This window comes from Halorussus ruber (genome assembly GCF_004765785.1).
Lineage (GTDB): Archaea > Halobacteriota > Halobacteria > Halobacteriales > Haladaptataceae > Halorussus > Halorussus ruber.
Map to the genome: position 1 here is coordinate 38,050 of NZ_SBIT01000009.1, position 25,560 is coordinate 63,609.

Annotated in this window: 21 protein-coding genes and 1 tRNA gene; 10 read left to right on the forward strand and 12 right to left on the reverse strand. The window is 65.6% G+C overall.

Annotated elements, in window-relative coordinates; genetic code table 11:
* Window positions 1–13: 13 nt before the first annotated feature.
* A complete protein-coding gene (locus tag EPL01_RS14885) occupies window positions 14–577 on the forward strand; it encodes a Rieske (2Fe-2S) protein (RefSeq protein ID WP_135826074.1) in 564 nt (187 codons plus the stop codon).
* On the opposite strand, the gene EPL01_RS14890 is transcribed toward EPL01_RS14885, so the two are convergent.
* Window positions 574–1,389, reverse strand: coding sequence for an ATPase (locus EPL01_RS14890; RefSeq protein ID WP_135826075.1), 816 nt, complete (start codon window positions 1,387–1,389; stop codon window positions 574–576). The genes EPL01_RS14885 and EPL01_RS14890 overlap by 4 nt on opposite strands.
* Window positions 1,386–1,661 carry a DUF5827 family protein gene (locus tag EPL01_RS14895; RefSeq protein ID WP_135826076.1) on the reverse strand — a complete coding sequence of 92 codons (276 nt, stop codon included), beginning with the start codon at window positions 1,659–1,661 and terminating at the stop codon, window positions 1,386–1,388. The genes EPL01_RS14890 and EPL01_RS14895 overlap by 4 nt, the downstream gene beginning before the upstream one ends.
* Window positions 1,662–1,946: 285 nt before the next feature.
* On the opposite strand from EPL01_RS14895, the gene EPL01_RS14900 reads away from it, so the two are divergent.
* Together EPL01_RS14900 and EPL01_RS14905 are read left to right on the forward strand one after the other, a co-directional pair.
* Window positions 1,947–2,378, forward strand: a complete 432-nt coding sequence (locus tag EPL01_RS14900; protein WP_135826077.1) for a DUF7522 family protein — start codon at window positions 1,947–1,949, stop codon at window positions 2,376–2,378.
* A 415-nt stretch (window positions 2,379–2,793) separates the two neighbouring features.
* On the forward strand, window positions 2,794–3,108 hold the full coding sequence (locus EPL01_RS14905; RefSeq protein WP_135826078.1) for a DUF167 family protein: 315 nt from the start codon (window positions 2,794–2,796) through the stop codon (window positions 3,106–3,108).
* Between the two features lie 69 nt (window positions 3,109–3,177).
* Here EPL01_RS14905 and EPL01_RS14910 read toward each other — a convergent pair whose 3' ends face one another.
* The 5 genes from EPL01_RS14910 to EPL01_RS14930 form a co-directional block, all read right to left on the reverse strand.
* Entirely contained in the window at window positions 3,178–4,290 is a 1,113-nt protein-coding gene (locus tag EPL01_RS14910) for a PstS family phosphate ABC transporter substrate-binding protein (RefSeq protein ID WP_135826079.1), read from the reverse strand.
* Between the two features lie 239 nt (window positions 4,291–4,529).
* The gene (sod, locus tag EPL01_RS14915) at window positions 4,530–5,141 is read right to left on the reverse strand and encodes a superoxide dismutase (protein WP_135826080.1); all 612 of its coding nucleotides are present in this window, start codon (window positions 5,139–5,141) and stop codon (window positions 4,530–4,532) included.
* 174 nt (window positions 5,142–5,315) lie between these two features.
* Window positions 5,316–5,948, reverse strand: coding sequence for a superoxide dismutase (locus EPL01_RS14920; protein WP_135826081.1), 633 nt, complete (start codon window positions 5,946–5,948; stop codon window positions 5,316–5,318).
* A gap of 98 nt (window positions 5,949–6,046) precedes the next feature.
* On the reverse strand, window positions 6,047–6,577 hold the full coding sequence (locus tag EPL01_RS14925; protein ID WP_135826082.1) for a hypothetical protein: 531 nt from the start codon (window positions 6,575–6,577) through the stop codon (window positions 6,047–6,049).
* Between the two features lie 19 nt (window positions 6,578–6,596).
* On the reverse strand, window positions 6,597–7,355 hold the full coding sequence (locus EPL01_RS14930) for a DsbA family protein (RefSeq protein ID WP_135826083.1): 759 nt from the start codon (window positions 7,353–7,355) through the stop codon (window positions 6,597–6,599).
* Window positions 7,356–7,564: 209 nt separating this feature from the next.
* On the opposite strand from EPL01_RS14930, the gene EPL01_RS14935 reads away from it, so the two are divergent.
* Window positions 7,565–8,152 (forward strand): DUF6663 family protein, encoded by a 588-nt coding sequence (locus EPL01_RS14935; RefSeq protein ID WP_135826084.1) that lies wholly within the window; start codon window positions 7,565–7,567, stop codon window positions 8,150–8,152.
* A gap of 83 nt (window positions 8,153–8,235) precedes the next feature.
* Here the strand turns inward: EPL01_RS14935 and EPL01_RS14940 are convergent, their stop codons facing one another.
* Window positions 8,236–9,678: a cryptochrome/photolyase family protein gene (locus tag EPL01_RS14940; RefSeq protein ID WP_135826085.1), complete on the reverse strand. Its 1,443-nt coding sequence runs from the start codon at window positions 9,676–9,678 to the stop codon at window positions 8,236–8,238.
* 118 nt (window positions 9,679–9,796) lie between these two features.
* Between EPL01_RS14940 and EPL01_RS14945 the strand changes: the two genes are divergently transcribed.
* Window positions 9,797–11,140, forward strand: a complete 1,344-nt coding sequence (locus EPL01_RS14945) for a restriction endonuclease (protein ID WP_135826086.1) — start codon at window positions 9,797–9,799, stop codon at window positions 11,138–11,140.
* A gap of 20 nt (window positions 11,141–11,160) precedes the next feature.
* On the opposite strand, the gene EPL01_RS14950 is transcribed toward EPL01_RS14945, so the two are convergent.
* Window positions 11,161–12,369, reverse strand: a complete 1,209-nt coding sequence (locus tag EPL01_RS14950) for an alpha-hydroxy-acid oxidizing protein (RefSeq protein WP_135826087.1) — start codon at window positions 12,367–12,369, stop codon at window positions 11,161–11,163.
* Between the two features lie 125 nt (window positions 12,370–12,494).
* Here EPL01_RS14950 and EPL01_RS14955 point away from each other — a divergent pair, with 125 nt between their 5' ends.
* Complete coding sequence (locus tag EPL01_RS14955; protein WP_135826088.1) at window positions 12,495–15,572, forward strand: FAD-binding and (Fe-S)-binding domain-containing protein; 3,078 nt, start codon at window positions 12,495–12,497, stop codon at window positions 15,570–15,572.
* Here EPL01_RS14955 and EPL01_RS14960 read toward each other — a convergent pair.
* The 3 genes from EPL01_RS14960 to EPL01_RS14970 form a co-directional block, all read right to left on the reverse strand.
* Window positions 15,566–16,840, reverse strand: coding sequence for an outer membrane protein assembly factor BamB family protein (locus EPL01_RS14960; protein WP_135826089.1), 1,275 nt, complete (start codon window positions 16,838–16,840; stop codon window positions 15,566–15,568). The genes EPL01_RS14955 and EPL01_RS14960 overlap by 7 nt on opposite strands.
* 52 nt (window positions 16,841–16,892) lie before the next feature.
* Window positions 16,893–17,633, reverse strand: a complete 741-nt coding sequence (locus EPL01_RS14965) for an SDR family oxidoreductase (protein WP_135826090.1) — start codon at window positions 17,631–17,633, stop codon at window positions 16,893–16,895.
* A gap of 169 nt (window positions 17,634–17,802) precedes the next feature.
* Window positions 17,803–18,297 (reverse strand): alpha/beta fold hydrolase, encoded by a 495-nt coding sequence (locus EPL01_RS14970; RefSeq protein WP_135826091.1) that lies wholly within the window; start codon window positions 18,295–18,297, stop codon window positions 17,803–17,805.
* A 204-nt stretch (window positions 18,298–18,501) separates the two neighbouring features.
* Here EPL01_RS14970 and EPL01_RS14975 point away from each other — a divergent pair, with 204 nt between their 5' ends.
* The 4 genes from EPL01_RS14975 to pglX all read left to right on the forward strand — a co-directional run bounded on the left by EPL01_RS14975 (window position 18,502) and on the right by pglX (window position 25,509).
* Complete coding sequence (locus tag EPL01_RS14975) at window positions 18,502–19,659, forward strand: metal-dependent hydrolase family protein (RefSeq protein WP_135826092.1); 1,158 nt, start codon at window positions 18,502–18,504, stop codon at window positions 19,657–19,659.
* Window positions 19,660–19,710: 51 nt separating this feature from the next.
* The gene (locus EPL01_RS14980; protein WP_135826093.1) at window positions 19,711–21,000 is read left to right on the forward strand and encodes a helix-turn-helix transcriptional regulator; all 1,290 of its coding nucleotides are present in this window, start codon (window positions 19,711–19,713) and stop codon (window positions 20,998–21,000) included.
* Between the two features lie 195 nt (window positions 21,001–21,195).
* Window positions 21,196–21,270, forward strand: a tRNA-Glu gene (locus tag EPL01_RS14985).
* A 120-nt stretch (window positions 21,271–21,390) separates the two neighbouring features.
* Window positions 21,391–25,509: a BREX-5 system adenine-specific DNA-methyltransferase PglX gene (pglX, locus tag EPL01_RS14990; protein WP_135826094.1), complete on the forward strand. Its 4,119-nt coding sequence runs from the start codon at window positions 21,391–21,393 to the stop codon at window positions 25,507–25,509.
* Window positions 25,510–25,560 lie beyond the last annotated feature (51 nt).

Genomic DNA, 25,560 nt, shown 5'->3' on the forward strand with positions numbered 1-25,560 from the left:
CGCAGGTGACGCCGTGACCGACCGCACGCACCTGACGACTGTCGAGGAGGTCCGCGACGCGGGGTCGTGGCTGTTCACCGCGCGGGACCAGTACGGCGAGCAGGAGGAGATTCTCCTCGTGCCCTGCGAGAACAGCGGAGACAGCGACGACAGCGACGACAGCGACGACAGCGACGACAGCGACGACAGCGATTCGGCGGCCGAGCCCTCGGCCGCCGAATCGGGCGTCGAGGCGTGGGTGAATCGCTGCACGCACGAGGCCCAGAAGCTCGACCGGGGGTTCGGCGCGGCGATGCGCGACGGCCAGATTATCTGCCCGAAACACGGGTCGATGTTCGACGCCTGTTCGGGCTACTGCGACAACGGCGACGCCGCCGACACCACGCTGGTCTCGGTCGAGGTCGGCGTCGAGGAGGGCGCGGTCTATCTCACCGACGACAGCTACGAGTTCGACCACGAGGGGAGTGTCGAGGACGGCGGTGGCGACGATAGCGGGGACGCCGACGACGGCGAGAGAGACAGCGGTGAGGACGACGATGACGACATGCCGAGTTCGACCTCGCACATCGGCTTTTAACGTTCGGCGACAGCGACCAACTCGTCGTAAGCGTCGGCGTACTCCCGAGCGACTGCCGCGGGATTCTTGCGGTCGGCGTCGGGGAGCGCAGACAGCGGGGCAGTCGTTTTCGGGTCCGCGAGTTCCGTCACGTCGGGGGTGTGGACCTCCAGTTCGCCCTCGCGGGCGCTCCCTCCCGCCACTTCGCAGGCCTTGAGGAACCGGTCGCCGTCGTAGACTCGCGTGCGGCCGGGTTCGACCACGGCCACCGCGTCGAAGGCGACGCCGCGAATCGGGACTGCCACGTCGCCGTAGGACTCCACGACCACGGTCCCGGCCTCCTCCTCGGTCGCGCGGATTCTGTCGGCGAACCCCTCGAACATCGGGAGGTGGAGCTTCTGGGTGACCTCGTTGAGTTGCCCGACGGTCGAGACGGTCGGGGCGTCCGAGAGCGGGAGGTTCTCGCGTGCTTCTTCGGGCACGTCGGCGTGGGCGTTCACGACGAACGACTCGCCGACCCTGTCGAGGACGAACTCCCGGTGGGACTGGCCGACGAGGCCGGTGTCGGGGCCGGGCGAGGGCCGCCAGAGTCGGTGGACCGGGTTCAGGTCCTCGGGAGCGAACTCGCCCGCGCTCGCCTCGGCGAGTCGCTTGGCGTCCTTCCCGTAGAGGCGGCCCTCCTCGACCGCCCGCAGGTAGTCGTCGTGGTCGAACCAGTAGTCGTTGCCCGCGCGAGGCTTGAACCCGACCGCGTCGAGGCGGTCGAGGAGGCCGGTGGTGAACGTGGTCTTTCCGGCGTCCACCCGGTCGCCGCCCGCGACGAGGAGCCTCATTGCTCGTCGGTCTTCAGCCCGTAGTAGCCCGGTTCGTCGTCGGCCTCGGGTTCGGCGATGACGAGGTCCGCGGCGTTGTTCATGACCCACGGGATTGCCCAGTCGAGCAGGATGTCCTCGGTCTCGGCCTCCAGTTCGGCGTCGGGGTCCAACCCTTGCAGGAGGCGGGCGATTTCGTAGACGGTGTACATCTGGTCGGCTTCGAGCAACTCCTCGGCGGTGTAGAAGTCGCAGGGGTGCAACTGGTCGAAATCCGATTTGGGTCGGGGCATGGACGAGTGTACGACCGAACGCGGGGTAAATCGTTCGTCTCGGCTCCGAGACAGGTGTTGTTGTCTCTACTAAATATATCCATTTCTTAAACAAATAATACCGTATTTCAGAGGTAACTATCGTGATTTGGAACAGAGGGCTTCACCGGACATCACTCTGCGCCGACGGCGACCGCGCGGTCGCCGTCGGCGCGAATCGACTGCTTCGTCGTCGGCCCGAATCGACTGTTTCGCGCCTGAAACGGTCCTAATTTTTATATCGTCAGCGTGCGGACGTTTTTCTCCATGGGAGACCACGACAGGGAACGCCGAGGAGGCGGCAAAGAGGCACTAGTCGAGGCGTTTTCCGCGTTCGGGAGCGACGCCCTCCGCGACGTGTGGCTGTTCGACCAGCGCGACCACGAGGAACTCTACCTCCGGGACGACGTGGCCCGGAAGATAGCCGACATCGACGTGCCCCGGTTCGTGGACAACGAACGCTACGGCTACGTCACCCGCGACACGTACAGCGACCTCTACTACGCCGACTACGAGTACACCGTCCGCGGATTCGACGGCTTCGAGCAGTTCCGGACGTTTCTGGCCGACGGCGAGGAGAAGGTCGGCGTGTTCGCCAGTTTCGACTGTCGAGACGGTGGCTACGACTTCGGCGCGCTCGACGCGACCGTCTCGGAGGTCGTCGCCGACTACCCCATCGAGGCCTTCGAGCCGGGGTAAACGGAGCGCTCATATTGCTGTAAGCAGGAAACCCCGCCGTTCACGGCGGGGAGGAATGCGCTCGACAATCTGTGCTATCGTCTGAGTCGGTATCTTGAAGTCCATTGGTGACGATTTGGAAGTTGGCACGGTTGTACCGTGTCGCGCGACACGGACCAGCTTCGTCCAGTTCCTCGCTGGATGACTTCGGCGGTGAGAGTTCCACCGAGAAACCGTGGGCCGATGACATGGCCGAAGATGGGTGCCCACGTGACAGGGCCGTGGAACGCCTCGGATTCGAGGGTGAGAACCACCCGCTTGAGAACCGAGACGTGTGGTTCCGAAACCTCTGCGATAGGGCATTCCTGCTGTGCAGGAAGCCCCGTCCTTTAGGGCGGGCGAGGATGTCACTCCGACCGAACTCCTATCGCCCGGCATGGCTACCGGTGACCCCGAGGACGCGCTCTCCGAGTCGGGCGACGAGACGCTGGTCGCGTTCGACGTGACCCCCGGCGCGACGGACCGGCAGGTCCCGAGCGCGTTCAACGAGTGGCGGAATCGCTTCGAGGCGCGACTGTCCGAACCCGCCAGCGACGGCCGGGCGAACGCCGAACTCACCGAGGCCGTCTCGGACCTCGTCGGCGCTCCAGCGCGACTCACGCAGGGCGGGTCCTCCTCGAAGAAGACGATTGCAGTACAGGCCGCTTCCGAGCGAGTTCTCGACGCGCTGACGAGCGCGCTCGACGAGTGAAAAACCGCCGCGAAAAGCCGCCAGCGAAAGAGGCGTCAGACGACAGGTGCCACGGCGCAACCGAGCCGATTAGTTCTCGGGCTCGGGGAGCTTGCTCATCTGGTTCTTCTGGCGCTCGTCGGTGAGCGTCGCGTAGCCCTGGGTCTCCACGAAGTTCTCCTGCCCGAAGTCGCTCATTATCATCCGGAGGTACGCGGCCTCCTTCTTCGAGGTGCCCTCGTAGGTGTAGCAGTGGAGGTCGCGCGAGAGGGGGTAGTTCTCGTCGGCGAGATTCTCGCCGGGTTCGTAGGTCGTGCCGTCGAACTCCAGCGAGATGGCGGGCACGTCACCCGAGACGAACGCCAGCGCCATGTACGCGATGGCGTTGTTGGACTTGCTGACCAGCGTCTTGACCTGCTGGTTCTGGCCCTTGCGGACGTCCACACCGGGCATCTTCGCGTCGGGACCGCCGAGCATGTTCATGCGGAAGGCGGTGTCGGTACCCGAACCCTCCGAGCGGCCGACGGCCTGAATCTCTTTCTCCTCACCGCTGTAGGCGTCGATTTCCGACCAGTTCGTAATCTCGCCCGTGTAGATTTTCCGGACCTGTTCGGCGGTCAGCTTATCGACGCCCGCCTCCTTGATCGCCTTGCTGACGACGATGGGTTGGGCGTCCACGCCGACGACGTGGTCCTTGAACTTGTTCAGTTCCTCCTCGCTGGCGTCGGGGAACTCGGCCGAGGCGGACGCGCTGGCGTCGGCGATGTCCACGAGGCCGTTCTTGGCCTTTTCGAGGCCGGTGCCGGAGTGGCTCAGACCGACCGACACGTCGAACGGCGGCGAGGCGCTCCCGGTCGACTCGAAGCCGTACAGGCCCGCCCAGTAGTCGGCCAGTCGCTTGTCGGTGTCGATGTCGTACTGGCCCGGACCCCAGTACTCCTTGTCGTCGGCGGGCGGGTTCGACGACCAGACCGAACCGGCCGTACTCGTAATCGGGTAGACGGTCGAGGAGCCGCCCGCCTTCAGTTTCGACGGCGACGACGAGGACTGTCCGTCGTCCTTCGACTCCGTGTCGGAGCCGTCCTGCTCACCGCTCTTCTCGGTTTCGTTGCCACCAGTGCCGCCCATACAACCAGCGAGTGCGAGGGTGCCGCTTGCCCCTGCAGCGGTCAAGAACTTCCGACGAGTCGATTTGTCTGCCATCACGTAGTCGAAGCCGCGACTGGGAAATAAATCTACCGAAGATAATATATATTTTCTCGTTATCTATATATTGATTTCTATTGAGGGTGTTTCTCAGGGGTAACGGGGCGTTTGCGAACTATTCACGCCCACAGCTAACCGAAAAAGTACCTGTTGGCGAGCAGTCAAGTACAGCAACTACAGCCGAACCCGCGGCTACTCGGGTGAATCGGCGCGAAGAAAAATCGGCAGTTCGGCGCTTACTCGTGGTTGCCGACGGTCTTCTCGTACTGCTCGGCGACGTTGTCCCAGTCGACGACCTCGAAGAAGGCGTCTACGAAGCTGCCGCGGTCCGGACCGTAGTCGTAGTAGTAGGAGTGCTCCCAGACGTCGAGAGCCATGATGGGGTGAGCGCCCCAGAGCGCACCCTGGTCGTGCTTGTCCACGGCGAGGTTGCGCAGTTGCTTGGCGACCGGGTCGTAGACCAGCAGCGCCCAGCCACCGGCGGCGCTCGCTGCGGCCTCGAACTCGCCCTTCCAGCCCTCGTAGGAGCCGAAGTCCTCCTCGATGCGGTCGCGGAGGTCGCCCTCGGGCTCGCCGCCGCCGTTGGGGTCCATGTTCTCCCAGAAGAGCGTGTGCAGGTAGTGACCCGAGCCGTTGTGGGTCACGTCGCCGAGCGCGCCCGCGGTGCCGCCGAAGTCGCCGCTCTCGCGGTTCTCCGCCAGCGTCTCCTCGGCGCTGTCGAGTCCGTTCACGTAGCCCTGATGGTGGGTGTCGTGATGCCACGTCAGCACCTGTTCGCTGATGTGGGGTTCGAGCGCGTCGTAGTCGTACGGAAGCGGTGGCAGTTCGGGATTGGATCGCTCAGACATAATTGAACCTCGCTCCTAAATAGTCGCTTTTCACTCTTAAACTTTGAGTAGTCGTTTGGTAACACGCCACTCGGATTGAGCAAATAAAGCATCTGAAGCCCTCAATCCCGGATTCTTCGCCCGGACCCTGAAACCGATTAAAGTAAGAAGAGTTATGTTTCCGGCGGGTGGCGCTCAGTGCGACCCGGTGTGTTTCGGAATCGTGTCGGCCTGCTTGGCCTGCTGGAAGCGTGCTTCCACGTCGTCCCAGTTCACCACGTCCCAGAAGTTGTCCACGTACTCCCCGCGATTGTTCTCGTACTGGAGATAGTAGGCGTGTTCCCACACGTCACAGACCAGCAGGGGCGTCGCGCCCTGCGGGTGCTGATTCTGGTGGTTCTCGGCCGCCGCGACGATCGGCTTGTCGGCGATGTGGTCGTAGACCAGCATGCCCCACCCCGAGCCTTCGACGCCCTTCGCGGCCTGCGAGAAGTCCTGCTTGAACTGGTCGTAGCCGCCGAAGTGTTCGTCGAGGGCGTCGGAGAGTTCGCCGCCGGGTTCGCCGCCGCCGTCCGGGTGCATGTTCTGCCAGAAGACGGTGTGGTTGACGTGGCCCGAGAGGTTGAACGCGAGACTGCGTTTGACCGAGCGCACGTCGCCCCAGTCGCCCGACCCCCGCATCTCCTCCAACTTGTCGAGGGCGGCGTTCGCACCGTCTACGTATCCCTGATGGTGCTTGTCGTGGTGCAGTTCCATGATGCGCTGGTCGATCGCCGGTTCGAGCGCGTCGTAGTCGTACGGTAGCTCCGGTAGTTCGTAAGTAGCCATTGTTCTCCCCCGTCACTCGGCGCAACGGCCACGGGGTTAAGCTTTAAGCGAGTGGTCGAATCGGCGATATGCGGGTTCGCGGACACGCAGAGCGCAACTCACAGTGCGCACTCTCTGGGGTCGCCCGAGCGCGCGAGGAACCCTAGTAAGAGCGCGATGCCGCCGATCCGCAGCAAGTTGCCGTGGAAGGGTAAGGCCGCCATCGCCCCGGCGAATCCGAGGAAGCCGAGGAGTCCCGCGCCGCAACTCGCGCACCCCGAGGCCACCAACCCCGGAAGCACGCCCACCAAGTCCGAGGCGCTGGAGACACCCATCGTCCGGACCTGTCCGGCGGTGTTGACGATTGCGATGCCGGTGAGACCGGCGTAGACGACTATCATCCCGAGGCCGGTCGCGCCGTTGGTCGCGTAGGTGTTCTGGGTCAGCAAAATCAGGGTCTCGTCGAACCAGTGGAGGCCCGCGCCGAGCATCTGCATCGACATCTGCGGGAAGGTCGAGAAGATGAGCAGGACGTAGGTCACGACGCCGATTGCGCCGACAGCGAGCGCCCGCCGCCCCGACTCGAAGGGGTAGGCCAGCGCGCCCTGGAGTTGCCCGCCGAATCGCTCGGCCGAGTCGGTCACTGTCATGCGTTCTCACTCTCCCCAGTCATGCGTTTTTGACCTTCTCGATGGCGCTCTCGAACCGGTCGTAGGGCTGTGCGCCGACGATTTTGCCCGCCTTGTCGGACTCGGGGTTGTAGAGGACGAACGCGGGCGTGGCCCTGATGCCGCTCTGCTGGGCCGCCTTCACGTCGTCATCGACGGCGGACTGCGCCCACGAGCGGTTGGATTGCAGGCAGGACTGGACCGCGTCGGCGTCGACACCGCCGACGTTCTTCGTGATGTCGAGGAGGTTGCCCTGCTTCGCCCATCCCGAGTTGGGTTTCGCTTGGGCGTCGAAGACCGACGAGTGCCAGTCGAGGTACGCGCCGGGGTTGCTCTCGCGGACCTGCCGCCAGACGCACTTGCCCATTCGAGCGGCGGGCCGCGAGGCCTCGCCGATGTTGGGCATTTCGAGGAAGGCGAACCGGATTTTCCCCTCAGTAACGTGGTTCTCGATGAGTTTCGGGAGGGTGTTCTGCTCGAATCGCTTGCAGAACGGACACTGGAAGTCGGTCCAGTAGTAGACGTCCACGGGGGCGTCGTTCGGTCCCATCACGGGGTTTCCGCTCAGGTCGATGCCGAACCCGGTCTCGCCGCTGGCGGCGTGCATCGGGGAGTCGCTAATCGCCGACTCCGACTCGGTGGTCGTCGCGTTCGAGTCGGATTGGGACCCCAGACCCGAGATGCTCGAACAGCCAGCGAGTCCGGTGAGGGCGGCGGTCGTTCCAGCCAGGAGGGCACGTCGAGTCGTCTGCTTCGTCATCGATACCCTTGTATGGTATTGGAAGACCTAAACCTTATTCGGTAGCGGGGATGTCGCGTTCGGTCAGCGTTCGAGATTCGACAAGAAAATATTTAGTTGTCTTTTAGAAATATAAATAAGTGGGAAGAAGATAGTTAGTTGTCGCTAATCTCGACTACACCCGTCACCGATGCGAGTGGCTTTTCCCGCCGTCGGACCCTACTGGACGTATGGAGGACGCCCGGAGCTATCGCGTACTCGCCGCCCCGGAGGCCGGACGGCTTCGCTTGCTCGACCGCGAGACCTACGACGCCGTCGTCACCGCCAGCGAGGGCCACGACGTGAGCGTCGAGGAGGTCCGCCCCGGCTACCTCGCGGACGCCGAACTGGACTGGTCCACCTCGGAACCGACGATTCGCTCGCTGTCGGTGCGTAGGCCGACGCTTTACGCCTTCGCCGACGACATCGAACCGGTCTTCGACGTGGCCCAAGACGCGTGGTCCGAGGCCCGCCTCGCGGGCGACTCGATGAACAGTCGCGTGACCCGCAACACCGACAACGAGGTCAACGGCGTCCTCTACGTCTTCGCCGAGGACGGGACCACGTTCGAGTCCTTCCGCGACGGCGAGCGCCCGCTCGAACCGCTGGTGGACAGGGTCAACGAGCAGGAGGGCGAGGCTCCTCGGGAGGTGTTCGTCCTCAGACCCGCGAGTCGGGAGTTCGTCATCGTGACGATTGCGCTCCGGAAGGGCGGGCAGTTCGCCGACACGCTCCGGGAGACCTACGATAGGCCTCGACCCCCGGAATCGGTCGAGTGAATTGGGGGTAGAATCCCGGTGTGGGTTTTCTGGGTCCTGCGACGGTCCACGAAGACCCCGTATCGAGGCCAATCGGAACGCCCTCACTCGCCTCGGGCTCGCTCGAACATCGCAATCGCCTCCTCGCGGCGCTCGCTGTGGTCCACGATTGGCGCGGGGTAGTCCGGCGCGATTTCCTCGCGCTCGTCGGGAGCGAGTTCGTGCCAGCCGTGAACCTCCTTCGGGGCGGCGTCTCGGAGTTCCGGCACGTACTCGCGGATGAACTCGGCGTCGGGGTCGTAGCGTTCGCCCTGCGTCATGGGGTTGAAGATGCGGAAGTACGGTTGGGCGTCGGTGCCGGTCGAGGCCGCCCACTGCCAGCCCCCGGTGTCGTTGGCGGTGTCGTGGTCCACCAGTTTCTCGCGGAACCAGTCGTAGCCCTCGCGCCAGTCCAGCAGGAGGTCCTTCGTCAGAAAGGAGGCGACGACCATCCGGAGGCGGTTGTGCATGTACGCCTCCCGGCGGAGTTGGCGCATCGCCGCGTCCACGATGGGGTAGCCGGTCCGGCCGTCCTTCCACGCTTGCAGGGCCTCGGCGTCCTCGCGCCAGCCGATGTCGTTCTCGTAGGACTTGTAGTTGCGACTCACCACGTCGGGCCGGGCCGAGAGGACGTGGGCGTAGAACTCCCGCCACGCGAGTTGGCTCTGGTACGCTCGGACCGACGCGGCCTCGGTTCCCTCCTCGGGTTCGGGATCGTCGTCCGTCCCTCCTCGGTTCGGGTGCCCCTCGGCGCGCTCCATCGCCTCCTCGGTCGCCTGCCAGACCGCTCGAATCCCGATGGTCCCGTACTTGAGGTGGGGCGAGAGCCGGGAGGTCCCCTCTCTGGCGGGATAGTCTCGGTCCTCGGCGTACCGGAAGATGGCGTCCTCGCAGAATTTCTGAAGACGATTCCGGGCCGCCTCGGTCCCCGCCGGAGGAGTCTCGGCCTCGGGGTCGTCGAAGCCGAGGGCCGCCAGCGTCGGCAGCGAACTCGTCTCGGGACTCACGACTTCCCCCGCCTCGGGCGCGTCGAAGGGGTCGTCCTTCTCGCGGTCGCGCCACTTCTTCCAGAAGTAGGTGAACACCGAGTAGTGTTCGCCCTTGTTGGTCCGAATCGACCCCGGTTCGTGGCAGAGCGCGTCGTGGTAGGCCGCCCGCGAAACTCCTGCGTCGTCCAGCGCGAGGCGGACCTCGCTGTCGCGCTCGGCCGCCAGCCCCGAGTAGTCGCGGTTCCAGTAGATTGCGTCGGCCCCGCGCTCGTCGGCGATTCGGGGCAACTCCTCGCGGGGGTCTCCTCGGACGACCAGCAGGTCCCCGCCCAACTCGCGGTAGTCCGCCCGGAGCGATTCGAGCGCGCCGAGGAGGAAGGCCACCCGGGGCGGCCCGGCGTGAGCCAGCACGTCGGGGTCGAGGACGAACACGGGCAGGACCTCGCCGTCCGCGGCGGCCTCGGCAAGCGCCCGGTTGTCCGCGACCCGGAGGTCCCGGCGGTGCCAATGGACGTTCATGCCGGGAGCTTCGGACTGGTAGACCGTCAAACGAGGGGTCTGCGGACTCGAATCTTTCCCTCAACAGACCATAATTACTACCAGAGGATATATTCGGTATTGGACACATGTTTATACCGTGCCAATACTTGACGAACTATCCGGTCACGAGTTCGAGGACGTAATGGAGGACGTGTTTCGAAACCTCGGCTACCAAAATGTGAGACAGTCGAAGAAAACGGGCGACGAGGGACGGGATATTCTGATGGAGGAGTTCATCGACGGGCGAAAACGCGGTGTCGTCGTCGAGTGCAAACACCAACAAAAAATCGGTCGCCCAGTCGTGCAGAAACTCCACTCTGCCGTCGCCACCTACGACTACGACGGTCCGAAACGCGGAATTATCGTGACGACGGGGCGGTTCACCGACCAGGCAATCGAGTACGCCGACAAACTCCGGCGGAACGGGAACGAACACACCGTCGAACTCATGGACGGGACTGACCTCCGAGAGATAGCGGACGAGGTGGGTCTCGACCTCTACAACGGCCGCATCGAGATTCTCTGCGAGCGAACACTTCGTCCCATCGACCCGTCGAGTAGCCTCGACGCTCCCGTGGAAGAAGCGTTCCAGTCGATTCAGAACTTCGATACCCGAAATCTCCCCGAGTTGGACTCGTCGGTCACTTTCAAACCGGTCGTCTCGATTCAGGCGAGCGTAAACGCTGTTTTCGAGACGACGGTCGGCGTTATCAATCGGGTACACGAAAACGACCACTTCGTAGTTCGCGCCGAGCGCGGTCGGTCGTCGTTGTTGGATTCGTCGATAGCGAACCTCATCTCGAACGGACAACGACACACGGTCAAAATCGAGAACCCCCGGATTCAGCAGTCGTTCGACGACGTATCCGTCGAGCGGTTCGGGAAAACCGAGACTGAGTACAAAGACTGGGCAGTTCGCCGCCTCCAATCGAGGTACACCGAGACTGTAGAGTATACTGGTGATAACAACGTCACGTACACGAAAGAGTGTGAACCGAATCTGTCCGACATATCTGTCGAGTCGATTTCACCGGTCTATCTCCCTCGTATCGAATCAGAAGTGACGTTACAGAATTACTCCTATTCGCTTGAGTACTACGCCGCTGGACCATCTCGTGAAACTATCGAGAACGATATCAACGAGTGTGTCCATTGCGGACGAAATTCGTGGACCGAGCATACCTACTGCGACAACTGCGGCAGTATCAACTGCCGACGACACGTCAAAACCGAGCGAGTAGAAGGGGAACCAGTCTGTACGGGATGCGCGATAACGGAGCGGTTCGCGTTCCGGAAAAAGTACTTCTACGACGAGGAGAATCTGGAGGAGTTCAGCGCAGAGTACGACGAGATGGGACTGCACCAGAAAGCACTCGAAAACAAGCCGTTACTGGCGACTGCAATCCTCCTCGTCGTCGTGGGAGCATTCCTTCTCATCTGATTACGCTCCCCAAATACGACTTATTGTTTCTCCTGTAGCACCGACCGGTCCAACCCCTCCACAGAGTCCTGCCCGGCCAGCGCCAGCGTCAGGTCCAAGTCCGCGAGGAAGTTCCGGACCACGTCCCGAACTCCGTCCTCGCCGTCGATTGCGAGGCCGTAGACGTAGGGTCGCCCGAGGAGGACCGCGTCGGCCCCCAGCGCCAAGGCCTTGATGGCGTCTGCCCCGCGGCGAATCCCGCTGTCGAACAGGAGCGCGAAGTCGTCGTCCTCGTCCTCCATCGCGCGCTCGTCTTCGACCGCTTCCACGATTTCGGGGAGCGCCTCGATGGCCGAAATCGCGCCGTCTACCTGCCGACCGCCGTGGTTCGAGACGACGATGCCGTCCGCGCCCCGGCGGACCGCCTCGCGGGCGTCCTCGGGGTGGAGGAGGCCCTTCAAAATCAGGGGCAGGTCGGTCTGCTCTCGGACGAACTCGACCGTCTCCCAGTCCATCGAGAGGTCGCCGAACTGCTCGATAAACTCCCAGAGGGCGGTCGATTCGTCCTCCTCGGGCGGCGCGGAAAGCGTTTCGCGGAAGGCCGGGTCCGAGAGGTAGTTCGCCACCCCCTCGCCGTCGAGGAAGGGCAGGTAGGCGTTCTCCACGTCGCGCTCGCGCCACCCCATCGTCGGCGTGTCGAGGGTCATCACGACCGCCTCGTAGCCCGCTTGCTGGGCGCGTTCGAGGAAACTCGCGGTCACGTCCGGGTCCTTGCTCGGGTAGAGTTGGAACCACCCCGTGCCGTCGCCCAACTCGTCGGCCACGTCCTCCATCGTGGCCGAGGCCGCGGAACTGGAGACGAAGGGGACCCCGACGTCGCTGGCGGCCCGGGCGCTGGCGAACTCTCCCGTCTCGTGGATGATTGACTGGACGCCGATGGGCGCGAGGAGGACCGGCACGGGAATCTCCTCGCCGAGTACTTCGACCGAGAGGTCGCGCTCGGCGGTGTCCTGCAGCATCCGCGGGACGATGCGCCACCGCCGGAAGGCCTCGCGGTTCCGGTCGGCGGTGTCCTCGCCGCCCGCGCTCCCCGCGACGTAGGCGTAGGCCTCCTCGGAGAGGGCTTCGAGGGCCTCCTCGCGGAGTTCGTCGGGCGAAATCGGCATCTCGGGGCGCTGGTCGGCGAGCATCCCGCCAGCGTAAATTTCGCGCTGGCGATTCGGCCCGAAGGGTTCGGAGGAGTCGTCCATACGGGGTCGGTGGTCGTGCGGAGTGTTATAACTTGTCTAGGATGGAGAAGTTCGGTGTCGAGCGGCGGCGCGAAGAGGTTCCCCGAACGCACCACTTTTCGGCCTACCGTCCGTACCCCCGCGGTATGGCTACGCACGACGCGGGAGACCCGGCCAGCGACCCGCAGGCGGAGTACGACTACCGCTCGGAGGAGGTCGCGCGCTCGGGACTCGTCTCGGACCTCGGCGACCTCGTTGACGGCGACGTGCGGTTCGACAGCTACTCTCGACAGCTCTATGCGACCGACGCCAGCGCCTACGAGGTGACGCCCATCGGGGTCGTCTTCCCGGAATCGACCGACGACGTGGCGGCGGTGATGGAGTACTGCGCCGACCGCGAGATTCCGGTCCTGCCTCGCGGCGGGGGCACCAGCCTCGCCGGGCAGTCGGTCAACGAGGCCGTGATTCTGGACTTCACGCGGTACATGGATTCGGTCCTCGCAGTCGAACCCGAAGGCGAGAATCCCACCGCTCGCGCCCAACCCGGCGCGATTCTCGGCGAGTTGAATCAGGAACTCGCGCCCCACGGCCTGAAGTTCGCGCCGGACCCCGCGTGGGGCGACAAGTCGGCCTTGGGCGGGGCTATCGGCAACAACTCGACCGGGAGCCACTCGCTGAAGTACGGCAAGACCGACGCCTACGTCGAGGAGTGCGAGGTCGTCCTCGCCGACGGGACCGTGACGACCTTCGGCGAGATGGACCTCGCCGAACTCCGCGAGGAGGGCGACCCCGAGGGCGATTTAGAGTCCCGCATCTACGCCGAAGTCGCCCGCATCGTGGACGACGAGGCCGAGAAAATCGACGAGGTCTACCCGCAACTCAAGCGCAACGTCTCGGGGTACAATCTAGACAGATTGGTCGATGAAGCAGAGCAGGGGACGGTCAACCTCGCCAGACTCCTCGCCGGGAGCGAGGGAACCCTCGCCATCGTCACCGAGGCGGAAGTCGGCCTCGAACCGGTCCCCGAGACCAAGTCGATGGCGCTGTTCGCCTACGAGGACCTGCTCGACGCGATGGAGGACGTCGCGCCCATTCTGGAACACGACCCCTCCGCGGTCGAGGTGCTGGACGACGTTCTCATCGACCTCGCGCGTGACACCGAGGAGTTCGCCGACGTGGTCGAGATGCTCCCCGAGGGGACCGACTCGGTCCTCCTCGTGGAGTTCTACGCCGAGAGCGACGAGGCGGGCAAGGAGAAAGTCCAGGCCCTCCGGGCGGACCGCGAGGGCGACCTCGCCTTCGCCGGGATGGAGGCCCACGACGACGCCGAGCGCGCCCGGTTCTGGAAGCTCCGGAAGTCCGGCCTCCCGATTCTGCTGTCTCGAACCTCGGACGCCAAGCACATCTCGTTCATCGAGGACGCCGCGGTCCCGCCCGAGAACCTGCCGGAGTACGTCGCCGACTTCCAGCAGGTCTTGGAGGACAACGACACCTTCGCCAGTTTCTACGCTCACGCCGGACCGGGGTGTCTCCACATCCGGCCCCTCGTGAACACCAAGTCCCCCGCGGGCGTCAACCAGATGGAGGCGATTGCCGACCAAGCCACCGACCTCGTGGTCGAGTACGGCGGGTCGGTCTCGGGCGAACACGGCGACGGTCGCGCCCGAACCCAGTGGAACCGCAAGCTCTACGGCGAGGAGGTCTGGGGAGTCTTCCGCGACCTCAAAACCGCCTTCGACCCCGACTGGCTCCTGAACCCGGGCAACGTCTGCGGCGACCACGACATGACCGAGAACCTCCGGTTCGACCCGGACTACGAGTTCTCGGCCGGGTTCGCCCCCGAGTTGAACTGGGAGAACGAGAACGGATTCGAAGGCATGGTCGAACTCTGCCACGGCTGCGGCGGCTGTCGCGGCGGTCAGGAGACCACCGGGGGCGTGATGTGCCCGACTTACCGCGCGGCCGACGAGGAGGTGACCTCGACCAGAGGCCGGGCGAACATGCTCCGGCAGGCGATGAGCGGCGACCTGCCGAAAAACGAGCAGTTCGACGTGGAGTTCATGAGCGAGGTCATGGACCTCTGCATCGGCTGCAAGGGATGCGCCCGCGACTGCCCCTCGGAGGTGGACATGGCGAAGCTCAAGGCCGAAATCGAACACGAGTACCACCAGCGCCACGGCGCGGGCCTCCGCGAGAGACTCTTCGCCAACGTCGGTACGCTCTCGAAGGTCGGGAGCGCGCTCGCGCCCCTCTCGAACTGGGCGAGCGAGGTTCCCGGCGCTCGGGACCTGATGGAGCGCACTCTCGGCATCGCCAGCGAGCGAAGCCTGCCGACCTTCCACCGCGAGACCCTGACCGACTGGTTCGAGGCGCGGGGCGGACCTCAGGTTTCGGCGGCCGAAGCCACCCGGAAAGTCGCGCTCTTCCCCGACACCTACACCGACTACAACCACCCCGAGGCGGGCAAGGCCGCGGTCCGCGTCCTCGAAGCCGCCGGGATTCACGTCCGCATCCCGGCCGACGTGACCGACAGCGGGCGGCCCGCCCACTCGAAGGGTTTTCTAGACGAGTCGCGCGAGTGCGCGAGGACCAACGTCTCGGCGCTCGCGCCGAAGGTCCGAGACGGCTGGGACGTGGTGGTGGTCGAACCCTCCGACGCCGTAATGGTCCAGTCGGACTACCTCGACCTCCTCGGGGCGGAGGGGCCGGAGGCCAGTCGCTCGGGCGAGCAGTACACCGAACCCCGGACCGCCGACCCGGAAGCGGGGTTGGAAAACAGCGACTCCGATTCAGACCTCACCACCGCCGCCGAGCGCGTCGCCGCCAACACCTACGGCGTCTGCGAGTACCTGAACACCTTCGAGTTCGACCTGCCGCTCTCCGCGCCCGACGAGACGCTGACCTACCACGGCCACTGCCACCAGAAGGCGACCAAGAAGGACACCCACGCCGCCAGCGTCCTCCGCGAGGCTGGATACGAGGTGGACGCCCTCGATTCGGGCTGTTGCGGCATGGCCGGGAGCTTCGGCTACGAGGCCGAACACTACTCGATGAGCCGGTCGATTGCGGAGATTCTGTTCGGCCAAATCGAGGAGAGCGACGGCGAGACGGTGGTCGCGCCGGGGGCTTCGTGCCGAGCGCAACTCGGCGACTGGGAGAAGCTTCGGGGCGAGCCTCCTCATCCCATCGAGAAGGTGGCCGAGGCGCTCGACCGGCGTCAGTAGCCGAACGCGAGCAGCGACATTCCGCTCTGGAGGCCGCGCGTGACGTAGAGCGAACCGCCAGCCGCGACCGGCGGTTCGGCCGCGTAGTGGCGTAGCCGGTACTTCCAGTACGGCTCACCGCTCCCGGGGTTGACCGAGAGGAGCGCGGCGTGGAAGTCCTCGGCGACGTGCCGGTTTCGCTCGCCCGAGACGCAGACGTAGAGGGCGTCGCTCGTTCGAGTCGCCCGGTAGCAGACGTCCCTCGTGTCCAGCGTCCACTCCCGCTCGCCGTCGGCTCTGGAGAGGGCGGTGAGTCCGCTGCTGTCGTCCGGATTCTCGGACACGAAGACGCGTTCCGGGCCGACGCAGAGGTCCGTCCCCAGCAAGTAGTCGGGGGGCGAAATCGGCGTCCGCCACCGCCGCGCACCGGTCGCCGCGTCGAGGGCGTAGACGTACTTCTCGTTGGCGAGATACGCCGTGTCGCCCGCGACGACCGGCCCGCCGAAGGAGACGGCGTCGGTCTCCATCGACCAAACCGCCTCGCCGGTCTCCGCTTCGACGGCCCGAACTGTCGCCGACTGCGGCGGTTCCGTGGTGTCTCCGTCGTTTACGACGTAGACGACCCGACCGTCGGCAATCGCTGGCGAGTCGAGGACGGCCCGGCGGGGCGGAATCGGATTGCGCCAGCGCCGGTCGCCCGTCTCGGCGTCGAAACAGCACACGCCGTCGTAACAGCCGAGGACGACCAGTCCGTCCGCCGCGGCGGGCCTGGCGGTCGTCGAGACGCCGTCTCGACGCCACGCCTCCCTGCCGGTCCGGGCGTCGAGCGCGAACAGCGACCCGTAGTCGGCGAGGTAGAACCGGCCCCGGTGGAACGAGAAGTCGTCGGTTCCCCACCCGTCGAGGCGGTCTTCCGTGGCCGCCACTCGCCTCGCGGTGCCGTCGGCCGGGTCGATTCTGAAGAGGACGACCTTCGTGTCCGACTTCCGGTGGCCGAACAGGCCGCGCTCCGGGACCTCCGCGACGACGTACGCCGACTCCCCGACGACGACGGGCCGGGAGACGTGTTCGTGAGGGCCGAACTCCCAGCGAACTTCTGACGGAGCGCCCTCGGCGGACGGAACGTAGGCGGCGTGACCAGCGTCGCGTCCCGCCTGAACCCAGTCCGTCTCCGGGTCGGCGGCGACCGGCGGCGGTTGACTGGCGAACGACGGGATTCCCGAGCAGCCGGCCGTGGCGGCCGCGCCGACGAGGCTCAGAAACGCCCTGCGAGTCCGGACCTCGGCCATGGACGCACCACGAGCGTCGGAACCAAAACGTTACTGTTCCGACGTGTCGCCTTCAGAACCCTGAGAACTTGTCCCGTCGGTAGATGTCCAACTCGCTCACGGTCGAGCCCTCCTGCTTCGCGGCGAACGCGATGGCCTCGGCGACCTCCTCGGGTTCGGTCACCTCGCCCTCCTCGAAGCGGTCGGCGAACGTCTCGCCGTAGGCCCCGCCGAACTCGGTCCGGACCTCGGAGGGGTTGACCACCGTGACCGCCACGCCGTCAGCGCCGACGTTGCCCTCGATGCTGTGGGCGAACCCCCGGACCCACCACTTGCTCGCGGCGTAGATGGGATTGAACGGCCGGGGGTACTGCCCGGCGAAACTCCCGACGAAAATCAGGTTGCCCTCGCTCTCCGTGAGGTGGGGCACCGCGGCGCGGGTCGCGTAGAACACCCCGTCCACGTTGGTCTCCATCATGCGGTCGTAGTCGGCGGTCGTCATGCTCTCGACCGACTCCCCGCAGGCCATCCCGGCGTTGTTGACCAGCACGTCGAGGCCCCCGAACTCCGAGACGGTCTCGTCGACCATCTCCTCGACCGAGTCCTCGTTGCGGACGTTGGTCTGGACGGTGAGCGTCTCGGCGTCCCACTCGTTCTCGATTGTCTCGGCCGCGTCGGCCAGCGCCTTCTCGCGCCGCGCCGCCAGCGCGACCCGAGCGCCGTCGCGGGCCAGCGCGTGGGCCGTCGCCTCGCCGATGCCGGAACTCGCGCCCGTGACCAGTGCCGCCTTGCCGTCGAGTGGGTCGGTATCCATACCCGGACCTGCGACGGCTAGGGGGTTGGCTCTTTCGCCGGTCCCGGTGCGCGCCGGGCCGGAGGAGGAACGAGAATTACATACAATCGTTTTAGAAATACTTTGTTTGCCTAAAGAATTGTATAGGTTTCTTAGCCCCGTTCGGACGGTCGCGCCGGTCACGCCGCGCTCAGGCCGACTCGCCGACGAGGAACGACCGGAGTTCGTCGGCGTATCGGTCGGGGCGGTCCTGTAGCACCCAGTGGTTGGCGTCGTCGATGCCGACGACCTCCGAGGAGTCGATGTCCTCGTCCAGTCGGTGCGCGGAGTCGATGGGTTGGAACTCGTCGTCCGCACCCCACAGCAGGAGGGCGTCGGCCGTCACCTCGCTCGGGTCGAGTTCGGTCGTGTGGTTGGTGTTGGTCGCGGCCGCGTCCCGGACGAGCGAGACCAGTCCCTCCTCGGAGTCCCACGGGGACTTCGTCCCCTCGACGAACTCCTCGCTCGGGTCGTCGGCCAGCGCGTCGGCGACGTCCCGCCAGAGGTACGACCACGTCGGGATGCCGTGGAGCAGAACCACCGGGTCGCCCTCCCCCTCGTCGTAGTAGGTCATTTCGAGGTCGTGGCCGTCGACCGTGACTTCCTGACTCTCCTGTGCGTTCGTCCAGTCGTCGTGTCTCGTCATCTCGAAGAGCAGGTTCCGTACGTCAATAGGCTCTGTTGCCCACCGTCGGAAGCGCGGGCGATTCGATGCGTCCCGTTACCGTCGGCTTTCCGGCTGGTGGTCGGTTAGACGCTCGCTGATGGGGGATACGTCGGGCGTCTGAGTATCTCACTCACAGTTCGCCGCGACCCCGAGATTTAGGGGGCAGCGGTCGAACGAACAGACATGTTCGTACTGCGAGGCGGAACCGTCGTGGACGCCGACGGGGCGCGCGAGGCCGACGTGGCGGTCGAGGAGGGCGAAATCGTGGGCGTCGGAGATGTGCCCGACGACCCGGACGAGGAGATAGACGCGAGCGGACAGTTCGTCGCGCCGGGGCTAATCGACGCCCACGTCCACGTCATGATGGACGGGCGGGCCGACCCCAGCGAGGTCCACGACGACAGCGAGGCGACGCTGGCCTACCGAGCGACCGCGAATCTTCGGGACGCGCTCGACGCTGGCGTCACCACCGTCAGGGACCTCGGGTCGCCCGGGTCGCTCGCGCTCGACGCCCGCGAGGCGGTCGAGGCGGGCGTCTTGGAAGGACCCCGCATCGTCGCCGCTGGCGAGGCGATTACGATGACCGGCGGGCACGGCTACTGGTTCGGCCGCGAGGCCGACGGCGTGGCCGAGGCCAAGCGGGCCGCCCGCGAGCAGCTCAAGCGCGGCGCCGACGTGGTCAAGTGCATGGCGACCGGCGGCGTCCTCACCGAGGGCGCGCTGACGGGTGCGCCAGAATTGGACGAGGAGGAACTCGAGGCCCTCGTGAGCGCCGCCAACGCCAAGCGCGTGCCGACCGCGGCCCACGCCCACGGCACCGCGGGGATGAAGAACGCGGTCCGGGCCGGGATTTCGAGCATCGAACACGGCACGTTCATGGACCGCGAGGCCGCGGAACTGATGGCCGACCGGGGCACCTACTGGGTGCCGACCGCGAAGGCGCTCTACGGCATCGTGGACGCCGGGACCGATGAGGGGATTCCCGAGTTCGCCGTCGAGAAAGCCGAGGAGGCCAAGGAAGCGTGGGCCGACGCCTTCGAGTACGCCCTCGACGCCGGAGTGCCGATTGCGATGGGCACCGACGCCGGGACGCCGTTCAACCACCACGGCGACATCCCCGAGGAACTGGCGCTGATGGTCGAGCACGGCCTTTCAGAGGAAGAAGCCCTCGAAGCCGCGACGGTCAACGCCGCCGATTTGCTCGGTCTCGACGGCGAAGTCGGACTGGTCGAGGAGGGCTATCGGGCAGACCTCGTGGTGCTGGATTCGGACCCGCGCTCGGACGTGACGGCGTGGGAAACGCCAGCACGTGTCGTGTCGGGTGGAACCGTGGTCCGGTGACAGGCCTACGTCAAAAGGTCTTTTATACCGGGCAATGGAGGATTAAGGTACATGAGACGGCTGCTGGCTGTCGGCCTCGTAGTCGTGCTACTCGTCGGGACGGTCCCCGTAGCGCCGGTACTCGGCCTGCGCCCCGCACACGAGGCGACCGCCTCGCCCCAGATGTCCGCTTCGTCGCCCCACGCGGTCGGCGACGACGCGTCCCCGAACGTTGTCAACGGTAACCCGCAGACGCTCGGCGTCGCGGAGAACTTCGACAGCGTCGAGTTCCACATCACCGTCTACGAGAACGGTACCGCCGAGTGGACGTTCACCTACCAGCGCACGCTCAACAACGAGACCGAGCGCCAGCAGTTCCAGCGATTCGCCGACGAGTTCAACAACAACTCGACCGCGATGTGGTCGGAGTTCAAGGGACAGGCCCGGCGACTCGCCAGCGCCGGTCAGAACACCACCGGTCGAACGATGAAGGCCCAGAACTTCAAGAAGCGGGCCTACGTCGGCGGTCTGGTCAACGACAACCGAGGCATCGTCAAGATGTCCTTCCAGTGGACTGGGTTCACCTACTCGCAGGACGAGACCATCATCATCGGCGACGTGTTCGAGGGCGGCCTCTACGTCGGGCCGAACCAGTCGCTGGTCGTCCACTCCGGTCCCGGCCTCCAGTTCAAGTCGGCCGACCCGATGGAACCTGCCAAGGCCTCGGGCGACTCCCTTGCGGCCAGCGAGTCGCTGACGTGGCAGGGCGAACACGACTTCATCGACCAGCGCCCGCGGGTGAAGTTCGACCCGGTACCGGGCACGACGACCACGACCACGACAACCACGACGAACGAGTCGGGTTCCGGCGAGAACGGCAACCAGACCGAGACCCCGAAGGGCGCGACCGGTCCCTCGTCGGGTGACGGCTGGTCGCCGCTGATGATGTTCATCGGCGCGGTCGTCGTCCTGCTGGGCCTCGCCGCCGCGTTCGCGTGGCGGCAGGGCGACTTCGGGTCGTTCGCCAACGAGGGCGACAACCCCGGCGGCGACGACGGCGCGGGCGGCGGTGGGGCCGCGGCGACGAGCAACGACGGCGCGACCAAAAACGAACCCTCGGTCAGCGACGAGGAGCTACTCACCGACGAGGCCCGTGTGAAGAAGCTCTTGGACGAGAACGGCGGCCGGATGAAGCAGGTCAACATCGTCGAGGAGACCGGCTGGTCGAAGTCGAAGGTCAGCATGCTCCTCTCGGAGATGGAAGAGGACGGCGACATCAGCAAGCTCCGCGTCGGCCGCGAGAACATCATCAGCCTCGAAGGCCACGAACCCGACGCCGCCGGGTCGCCGCTCGAGGAGTAATCGTTCACCTTCGTTCATTCTGACGGGTAACTGGCAATGTCGGCAGTTGGACGGCTGTAAACCCGGGATTTCGTTCTTGTGAACTGTTTACGAGTCTCGAAACCGTGCGGAACCGGGGCACAGCGTCGAGAAAACGCAACTGTTAAACAGTCCGTGCCACTACGATTGAGTGCAGACGAGAAGTGCAGGACGGACGCTCCGTTGGTGTAGTCCGGCCAATCATCTTGCCCTCTCACGGCAAGGACCAGGGTTCAAATCCCTGACGGAGCACTTCTTTCCGCTCGTTTCTCACGACTGTCACTTCTCGGTGAGTCACGACGACGTACTGCTCAGGCTCACTTGACAAAACCTAATGCCCTCCTGCTGAATCGCACACAGCATACGGAACTCATGGCAGGCGAGTCTCTCTCCCGGCAGAGGGCACAACTGGACACGGCCGAGCGCGAACACCTCGAAGGCGTGGTCGCCGAGATGCGCGAGCGCGTCGAGGAGAACGTCGAGTTTCGGCTCTCGCAGATGGGCCTCGACGCCGAACCCGGCGACAGCGCCGCGCTGGACGACGAGGAGCGCCAACTCGTGGAGGCCATCGAACTGGAAGCCGAGGACGACCAGAGATGGGACGCTGCGCGCGCAGAGTACATCACGGGCGTCGGCTACACCGTGGTCAATCGCCTCGCGGCGCTCCGGTGCATGGAGGTCCGGGGGTTCCTCGACGAGGAGGTCACCGTCTTCAAAGACGACGGCCTGACCCCCGCGGCCGAGACGCTGGTCTACGAGGAGTTCCTGCTCGAAGACGAGGCCATCCTGACCGCGTACCGGGACGTCTGCGACGAGTTGGCCGAGGAAATCGAAATCCTGTTCGACCGCGACACCCCCTACAGTCAGGTGGACCCCGACGCCGACACCTTCGAGGACCTCTGCGGACTGTTGGACGAGGTCCCAGACGAGGTCTGGCGGGCAGACGACGTGCTGGGGTGGGTCTACGAGTACTACAACGCCAGCCAGTTGTCGGCGGTGCGAGAGCGCATGCGGACCGGTCGGTTCGACGCCGACGACGTCGCGGTCGCCAACCAGTTCTACACGCCGCACTGGGTCGCGCGGATGCTCACCGACAACGCGGTCGGCAAGCCCCACCTGCTGGCGAGCGGCGAGCGAGACGCCTGCGTCGAGGCGCAGCGCGACCTCGCGCCGGAGGAGCGAATCGAGCGCGACCCGCGATACGACGCCTCGCCGGAGATTTCTGACCTCTGTACCTACCTCGTGCCCTCCGAATCCGCCGACGCCGCGCCGGACCGCCACCCGTCCGAGATTCGAGTACTCGACCCCGCGATGGGGAGCGGCCACTTCCTGCTGTACGCCTTCGACGTGCTGGAGCGCATCTGGCGCGACGCGACCGACGCGGCCCCGGCAGAGATTCCGGGCAAGATTCTGGAACACAACCTCTACGGAATCGACATCGACATGCGGGCCTGCCAGCTCGCGGCGTTCAACCTCTATCTGAAGGCCCGCGGACGCGCCGAGGACGAGGGCGACGACGACTTCGAGCTGCCGACGCTCGGCGTCGTCTGCGCGGACAACCAGATTTCGGACACCACGAGAGCGCGCGAGATAATCGAGACGCTGGCCGAGACCAGCGACGACTTCGCCGAGGCGCTTTCGGGCGCCCTCGAAGACTTCCGGGAGACGCAGGGCCTCGGGAGTCTCCTCGACGTGAAGGGGACACTAGAGAGAAGCGCCTCCTCGGTCGGAGGCGAGGAGTCCCGACTCTCGGAGTGGATAGACCGACTCCACGAGGAAGTCGAGCGCGAGTCGGGCGACCGATTCCGCTACCAGAACCTCCGGAGTCTCCTCCGAGTCGTGCGTCTGCTGACCGAGGAGTACGACGCCGTGCTGATGAACCCGCCCTACGGGGGCCACCGCCGGATGCCCAAGCAGGTCAAAGAGTACGTGCAGGACCACTACGAGTTCAAGCCCGAGTACTACGCCAACTTCCTGGAGCAGTCCGGGCGACTCCTCAAGCCCCGCGGTCGAATCGGGATGCTGGTTCCGCGGTCGTTCATGTACAAGGAGTCGTTCGAGGACGTGCGCCGGGAACTGGTCGAACCCGACGGCGAGTTCGACTTCGACTTCCTCGTCGAGTTCGGCGAGGGCATCCTCGACAACGCGACGGTCCGGACCGTCGGGACGGTCCTGACGAAGGGCGAGAGCGAAAATTCCCAAGAGGTCGGCGAGTTCGTCCAGTTGTCGGACGTGAGCGCCGACCGAAAAGAGGAGACCTTCGCCCGCGTCCTCGGGGACGACCCCGACGCGACGTGGCGACACCACTCTGTCGGGACCGACGAGTTCCGGACCGTCCCCGGCGGGATGCTGACGTACTGGACGCCCTCGGGCCTTCGTGAACTCTACGCCAGCGACACCGTCTTCGACGCCGAGCAGGCGGACCTCGACCGAGCGGGAATCGGGTCGGCCAAGAAGGGCATCGACACGGGCGACAACGCCCGGTTCGTGCGCTACTCGTGGGAGTGCGGAGCAGAAGAGGACGACGAGAACGCCGCGAAGGCGCGCTGGCGACCCTACGCCAAGGGCGGCGAGCGCAGTTGGTTCCACTACCCCGACGACCTCCGGGTGCTGTGGGGCGAGGAAGGAACCGAAATTTCGAGGTGCGACAGTTCGACCATCCGGAACCGGGACTTTCAGGGCAGAGAGGGCGTCACGTGGCCGCTCATCAAGGACTCGGGCCACCGGTTCGCACAGTTCGGACCCGGCGGCGTCTCGGACAACGGCGGGCCGTGCTTCTACCCCGAGGAGGAATCGACCGCGTACCTGACTGCCCTGCTCAATAGTACGATTTACGCTGGTTTAATGTTGGCACAGACGCCCGAGAGACAGTGGAATCTGTCCGACATCGCCATCCTGCCGTACTTCGACGCTTCCGAGGAGGCCAGAGCGCGCCTGACCGAGGCCGCAGACGAGTTGACTGCCCTCGTCAACGAGTTCGAGTCCTTCCGACTCCGGTCGGGGCGCTACGGCGAGACCCTGAGCGAGTACGAGACTCTGGCCGAGTTCGTCGCCGAACGCGCCGACGCCGTCGAGGAGTTGGTCGGCGAGATGCGCGAGCGAAAGGACGAAATCGACGCCGTGGTGGCCCGAGAGTTGGGCATCGGCGACGGCGTGCTGGCCGAAATCGAGCGCGAGGCCGACCTGCGATACGACGGCTTCGAGAAGGTTCCCTACGCGAGTTCGGACGTGCCGACCGACGAGGAGTCGGTCTGTCGGCGACTCCTCTCGCACCTCGTGCTGAAGGCGGTTCGGGGGAGCGACGACGGAATCGTGGACGTGAGCGCCAGATTCCAGCGCGGCGAGGAGCTTCACGACGCGATTGCGGACGAGATAGACGACCTGTTCGAGTCTCCTCCGGCGGACGTCCTCGCGGAAATCGACCGGACGCTGGGCTCTCGGTCGGCCGAGTCGTCGCCGTACCCCAACGTCGAGTGGTGGGTCCGCGAGGAATTCTTCGACGCGCACCTCTCGCAGTTCGAGAACGCGCCGGTCGTCTGGCGGCTGACGACGGCGCGGTTGGTCTCGGACCCCGCGGGCGAGGGCTTGGGCTGTCTGGTCGATTACGGGGCCGTCGACGCCTCGCTGTTCGACCGACTCCAGACCCGGTACCTCGAACCCCGGAAGGCGGACCTGCGCGAGCGCCGCGCCGCCGCCGAGCGCCGCCGGGGAGACGACTCGCTGTCGGCGTCCGAGCAGGCCGCGGCCGCCGAGGAGTGCGAGCGGTGCGTCAGCGGACTGGAGCAAATCGAGGCCTTCGAGGCGAGGGTGCAGGCGCTGTTGGACGACTCGCCCCGCGACTGGGGGCCGGACGAGCGCGAGCGAGCAGAGCGATTGGGGGGCAAGGTGGCGACTTTCCGCGAGCAGACCGCGGAGAAGTTGGCCAAGTTGGACCGACTCGCGGAGCGACACGACCGCGAGTGGTTCGCGGACACGTTCAGCCCGACTTTCTTCGAAACGGTCGAGGAGAATCGGGAAGAGTGGACGAGCGCGCTGGACGACCTGCAAGCGGCGTGCGAGGCCTACGCTCGTCCCGCCGACGAACCGGTCGCGGCCCGCCACTACGACCTGCTCTCGTACTTCCCCGATTTGGCCGGGTCGGACCACTATTCGAGCAACGGCGTCCTGTTCACGGCCTACTACTTCGAGCGCGAGGGGAGTCCGTACCTGACCGACGACGGGGAACCGAAGGAGACCCTCCCCGACGAGACGGCCGAGATTCTGGCGGACCTCGCGGCGGGCGTGGACGAGTTCGAGTCGCTCGCCGACGAGATAGAATCGGAGTGCAACGCCCTGAGAAAGTCACTCGACGCCGACTGGAGGAGCCGCGCGCTCGCCGAAATCACGACGGCGGGGTACAGCCCCGAGCGGAAACACGGCGTGGCGGTCAACCTCGAACCGCTCGCCGAGGCGAAAATCGTGCCCGAGAGCGTCGAGGAGCGAGTGCTGTGAAGCGAGTGCCGTGAAACGAGTGCCGTGAGTCTCGCCGGGCGAAAACGCGAT

Excerpts from the sequence above, each read along its gene's own strand:
- EPL01_RS14900 (WP_135826077.1), top strand. The coding sequence starts at position 1,947 with ATGGGAGACCACGACAGGGAACGCCGAGGAGGCGGCAAAGAGGCACTA.
- EPL01_RS14955 (WP_135826088.1), top strand. The coding sequence starts at position 12,495 with ATGGCTACGCACGACGCGGGAGACCCGGCCAGCGACCCGCAGGCGGAG.
- EPL01_RS14905 (WP_135826078.1), top strand. The coding sequence starts at position 2,794 with ATGGCTACCGGTGACCCCGAGGACGCGCTCTCCGAGTCGGGCGACGAG.
- EPL01_RS14970 (WP_135826091.1), bottom strand. The coding sequence starts at position 18,297 with ATGACGAGACACGACGACTGGACGAACGCACAGGAGAGTCAGGAAGTC.
- EPL01_RS14980 (WP_135826093.1), top strand. The coding sequence starts at position 19,711 with ATGAGACGGCTGCTGGCTGTCGGCCTCGTAGTCGTGCTACTCGTCGGG.
- EPL01_RS14930 (WP_135826083.1), bottom strand. The coding sequence starts at position 7,355 with ATGACGAAGCAGACGACTCGACGTGCCCTCCTGGCTGGAACGACCGCC.
- EPL01_RS14895 (WP_135826076.1), bottom strand. The coding sequence starts at position 1,661 with ATGCCCCGACCCAAATCGGATTTCGACCAGTTGCACCCCTGCGACTTC.
- EPL01_RS14975 (WP_135826092.1), top strand. The coding sequence starts at position 18,502 with ATGTTCGTACTGCGAGGCGGAACCGTCGTGGACGCCGACGGGGCGCGC.
- EPL01_RS14935 (WP_135826084.1), top strand. The coding sequence starts at position 7,565 with ATGGAGGACGCCCGGAGCTATCGCGTACTCGCCGCCCCGGAGGCCGGA.
- EPL01_RS14890 (WP_135826075.1), bottom strand. The coding sequence starts at position 1,389 with ATGAGGCTCCTCGTCGCGGGCGGCGACCGGGTGGACGCCGGAAAGACC.
- EPL01_RS14965 (WP_135826090.1), bottom strand. The coding sequence starts at position 17,633 with ATGGATACCGACCCACTCGACGGCAAGGCGGCACTGGTCACGGGCGCG.
- EPL01_RS14950 (WP_135826087.1), bottom strand. The coding sequence starts at position 12,369 with ATGGACGACTCCTCCGAACCCTTCGGGCCGAATCGCCAGCGCGAAATT.
- EPL01_RS14940 (WP_135826085.1), bottom strand. The coding sequence starts at position 9,678 with ATGAACGTCCATTGGCACCGCCGGGACCTCCGGGTCGCGGACAACCGG.
- EPL01_RS14910 (WP_135826079.1), bottom strand. The coding sequence starts at position 4,290 with ATGGCAGACAAATCGACTCGTCGGAAGTTCTTGACCGCTGCAGGGGCA.
- pglX (WP_135826094.1), top strand. The coding sequence starts at position 21,391 with ATGGCAGGCGAGTCTCTCTCCCGGCAGAGGGCACAACTGGACACGGCC.
- sod (WP_135826080.1), bottom strand. The coding sequence starts at position 5,141 with ATGTCTGAGCGATCCAATCCCGAACTGCCACCGCTTCCGTACGACTAC.
- EPL01_RS14925 (WP_135826082.1), bottom strand. The coding sequence starts at position 6,577 with ATGACAGTGACCGACTCGGCCGAGCGATTCGGCGGGCAACTCCAGGGC.
- EPL01_RS14960 (WP_135826089.1), bottom strand. The coding sequence starts at position 16,840 with ATGGCCGAGGTCCGGACTCGCAGGGCGTTTCTGAGCCTCGTCGGCGCG.
- EPL01_RS14920 (WP_135826081.1), bottom strand. The coding sequence starts at position 5,948 with ATGGCTACTTACGAACTACCGGAGCTACCGTACGACTACGACGCGCTC.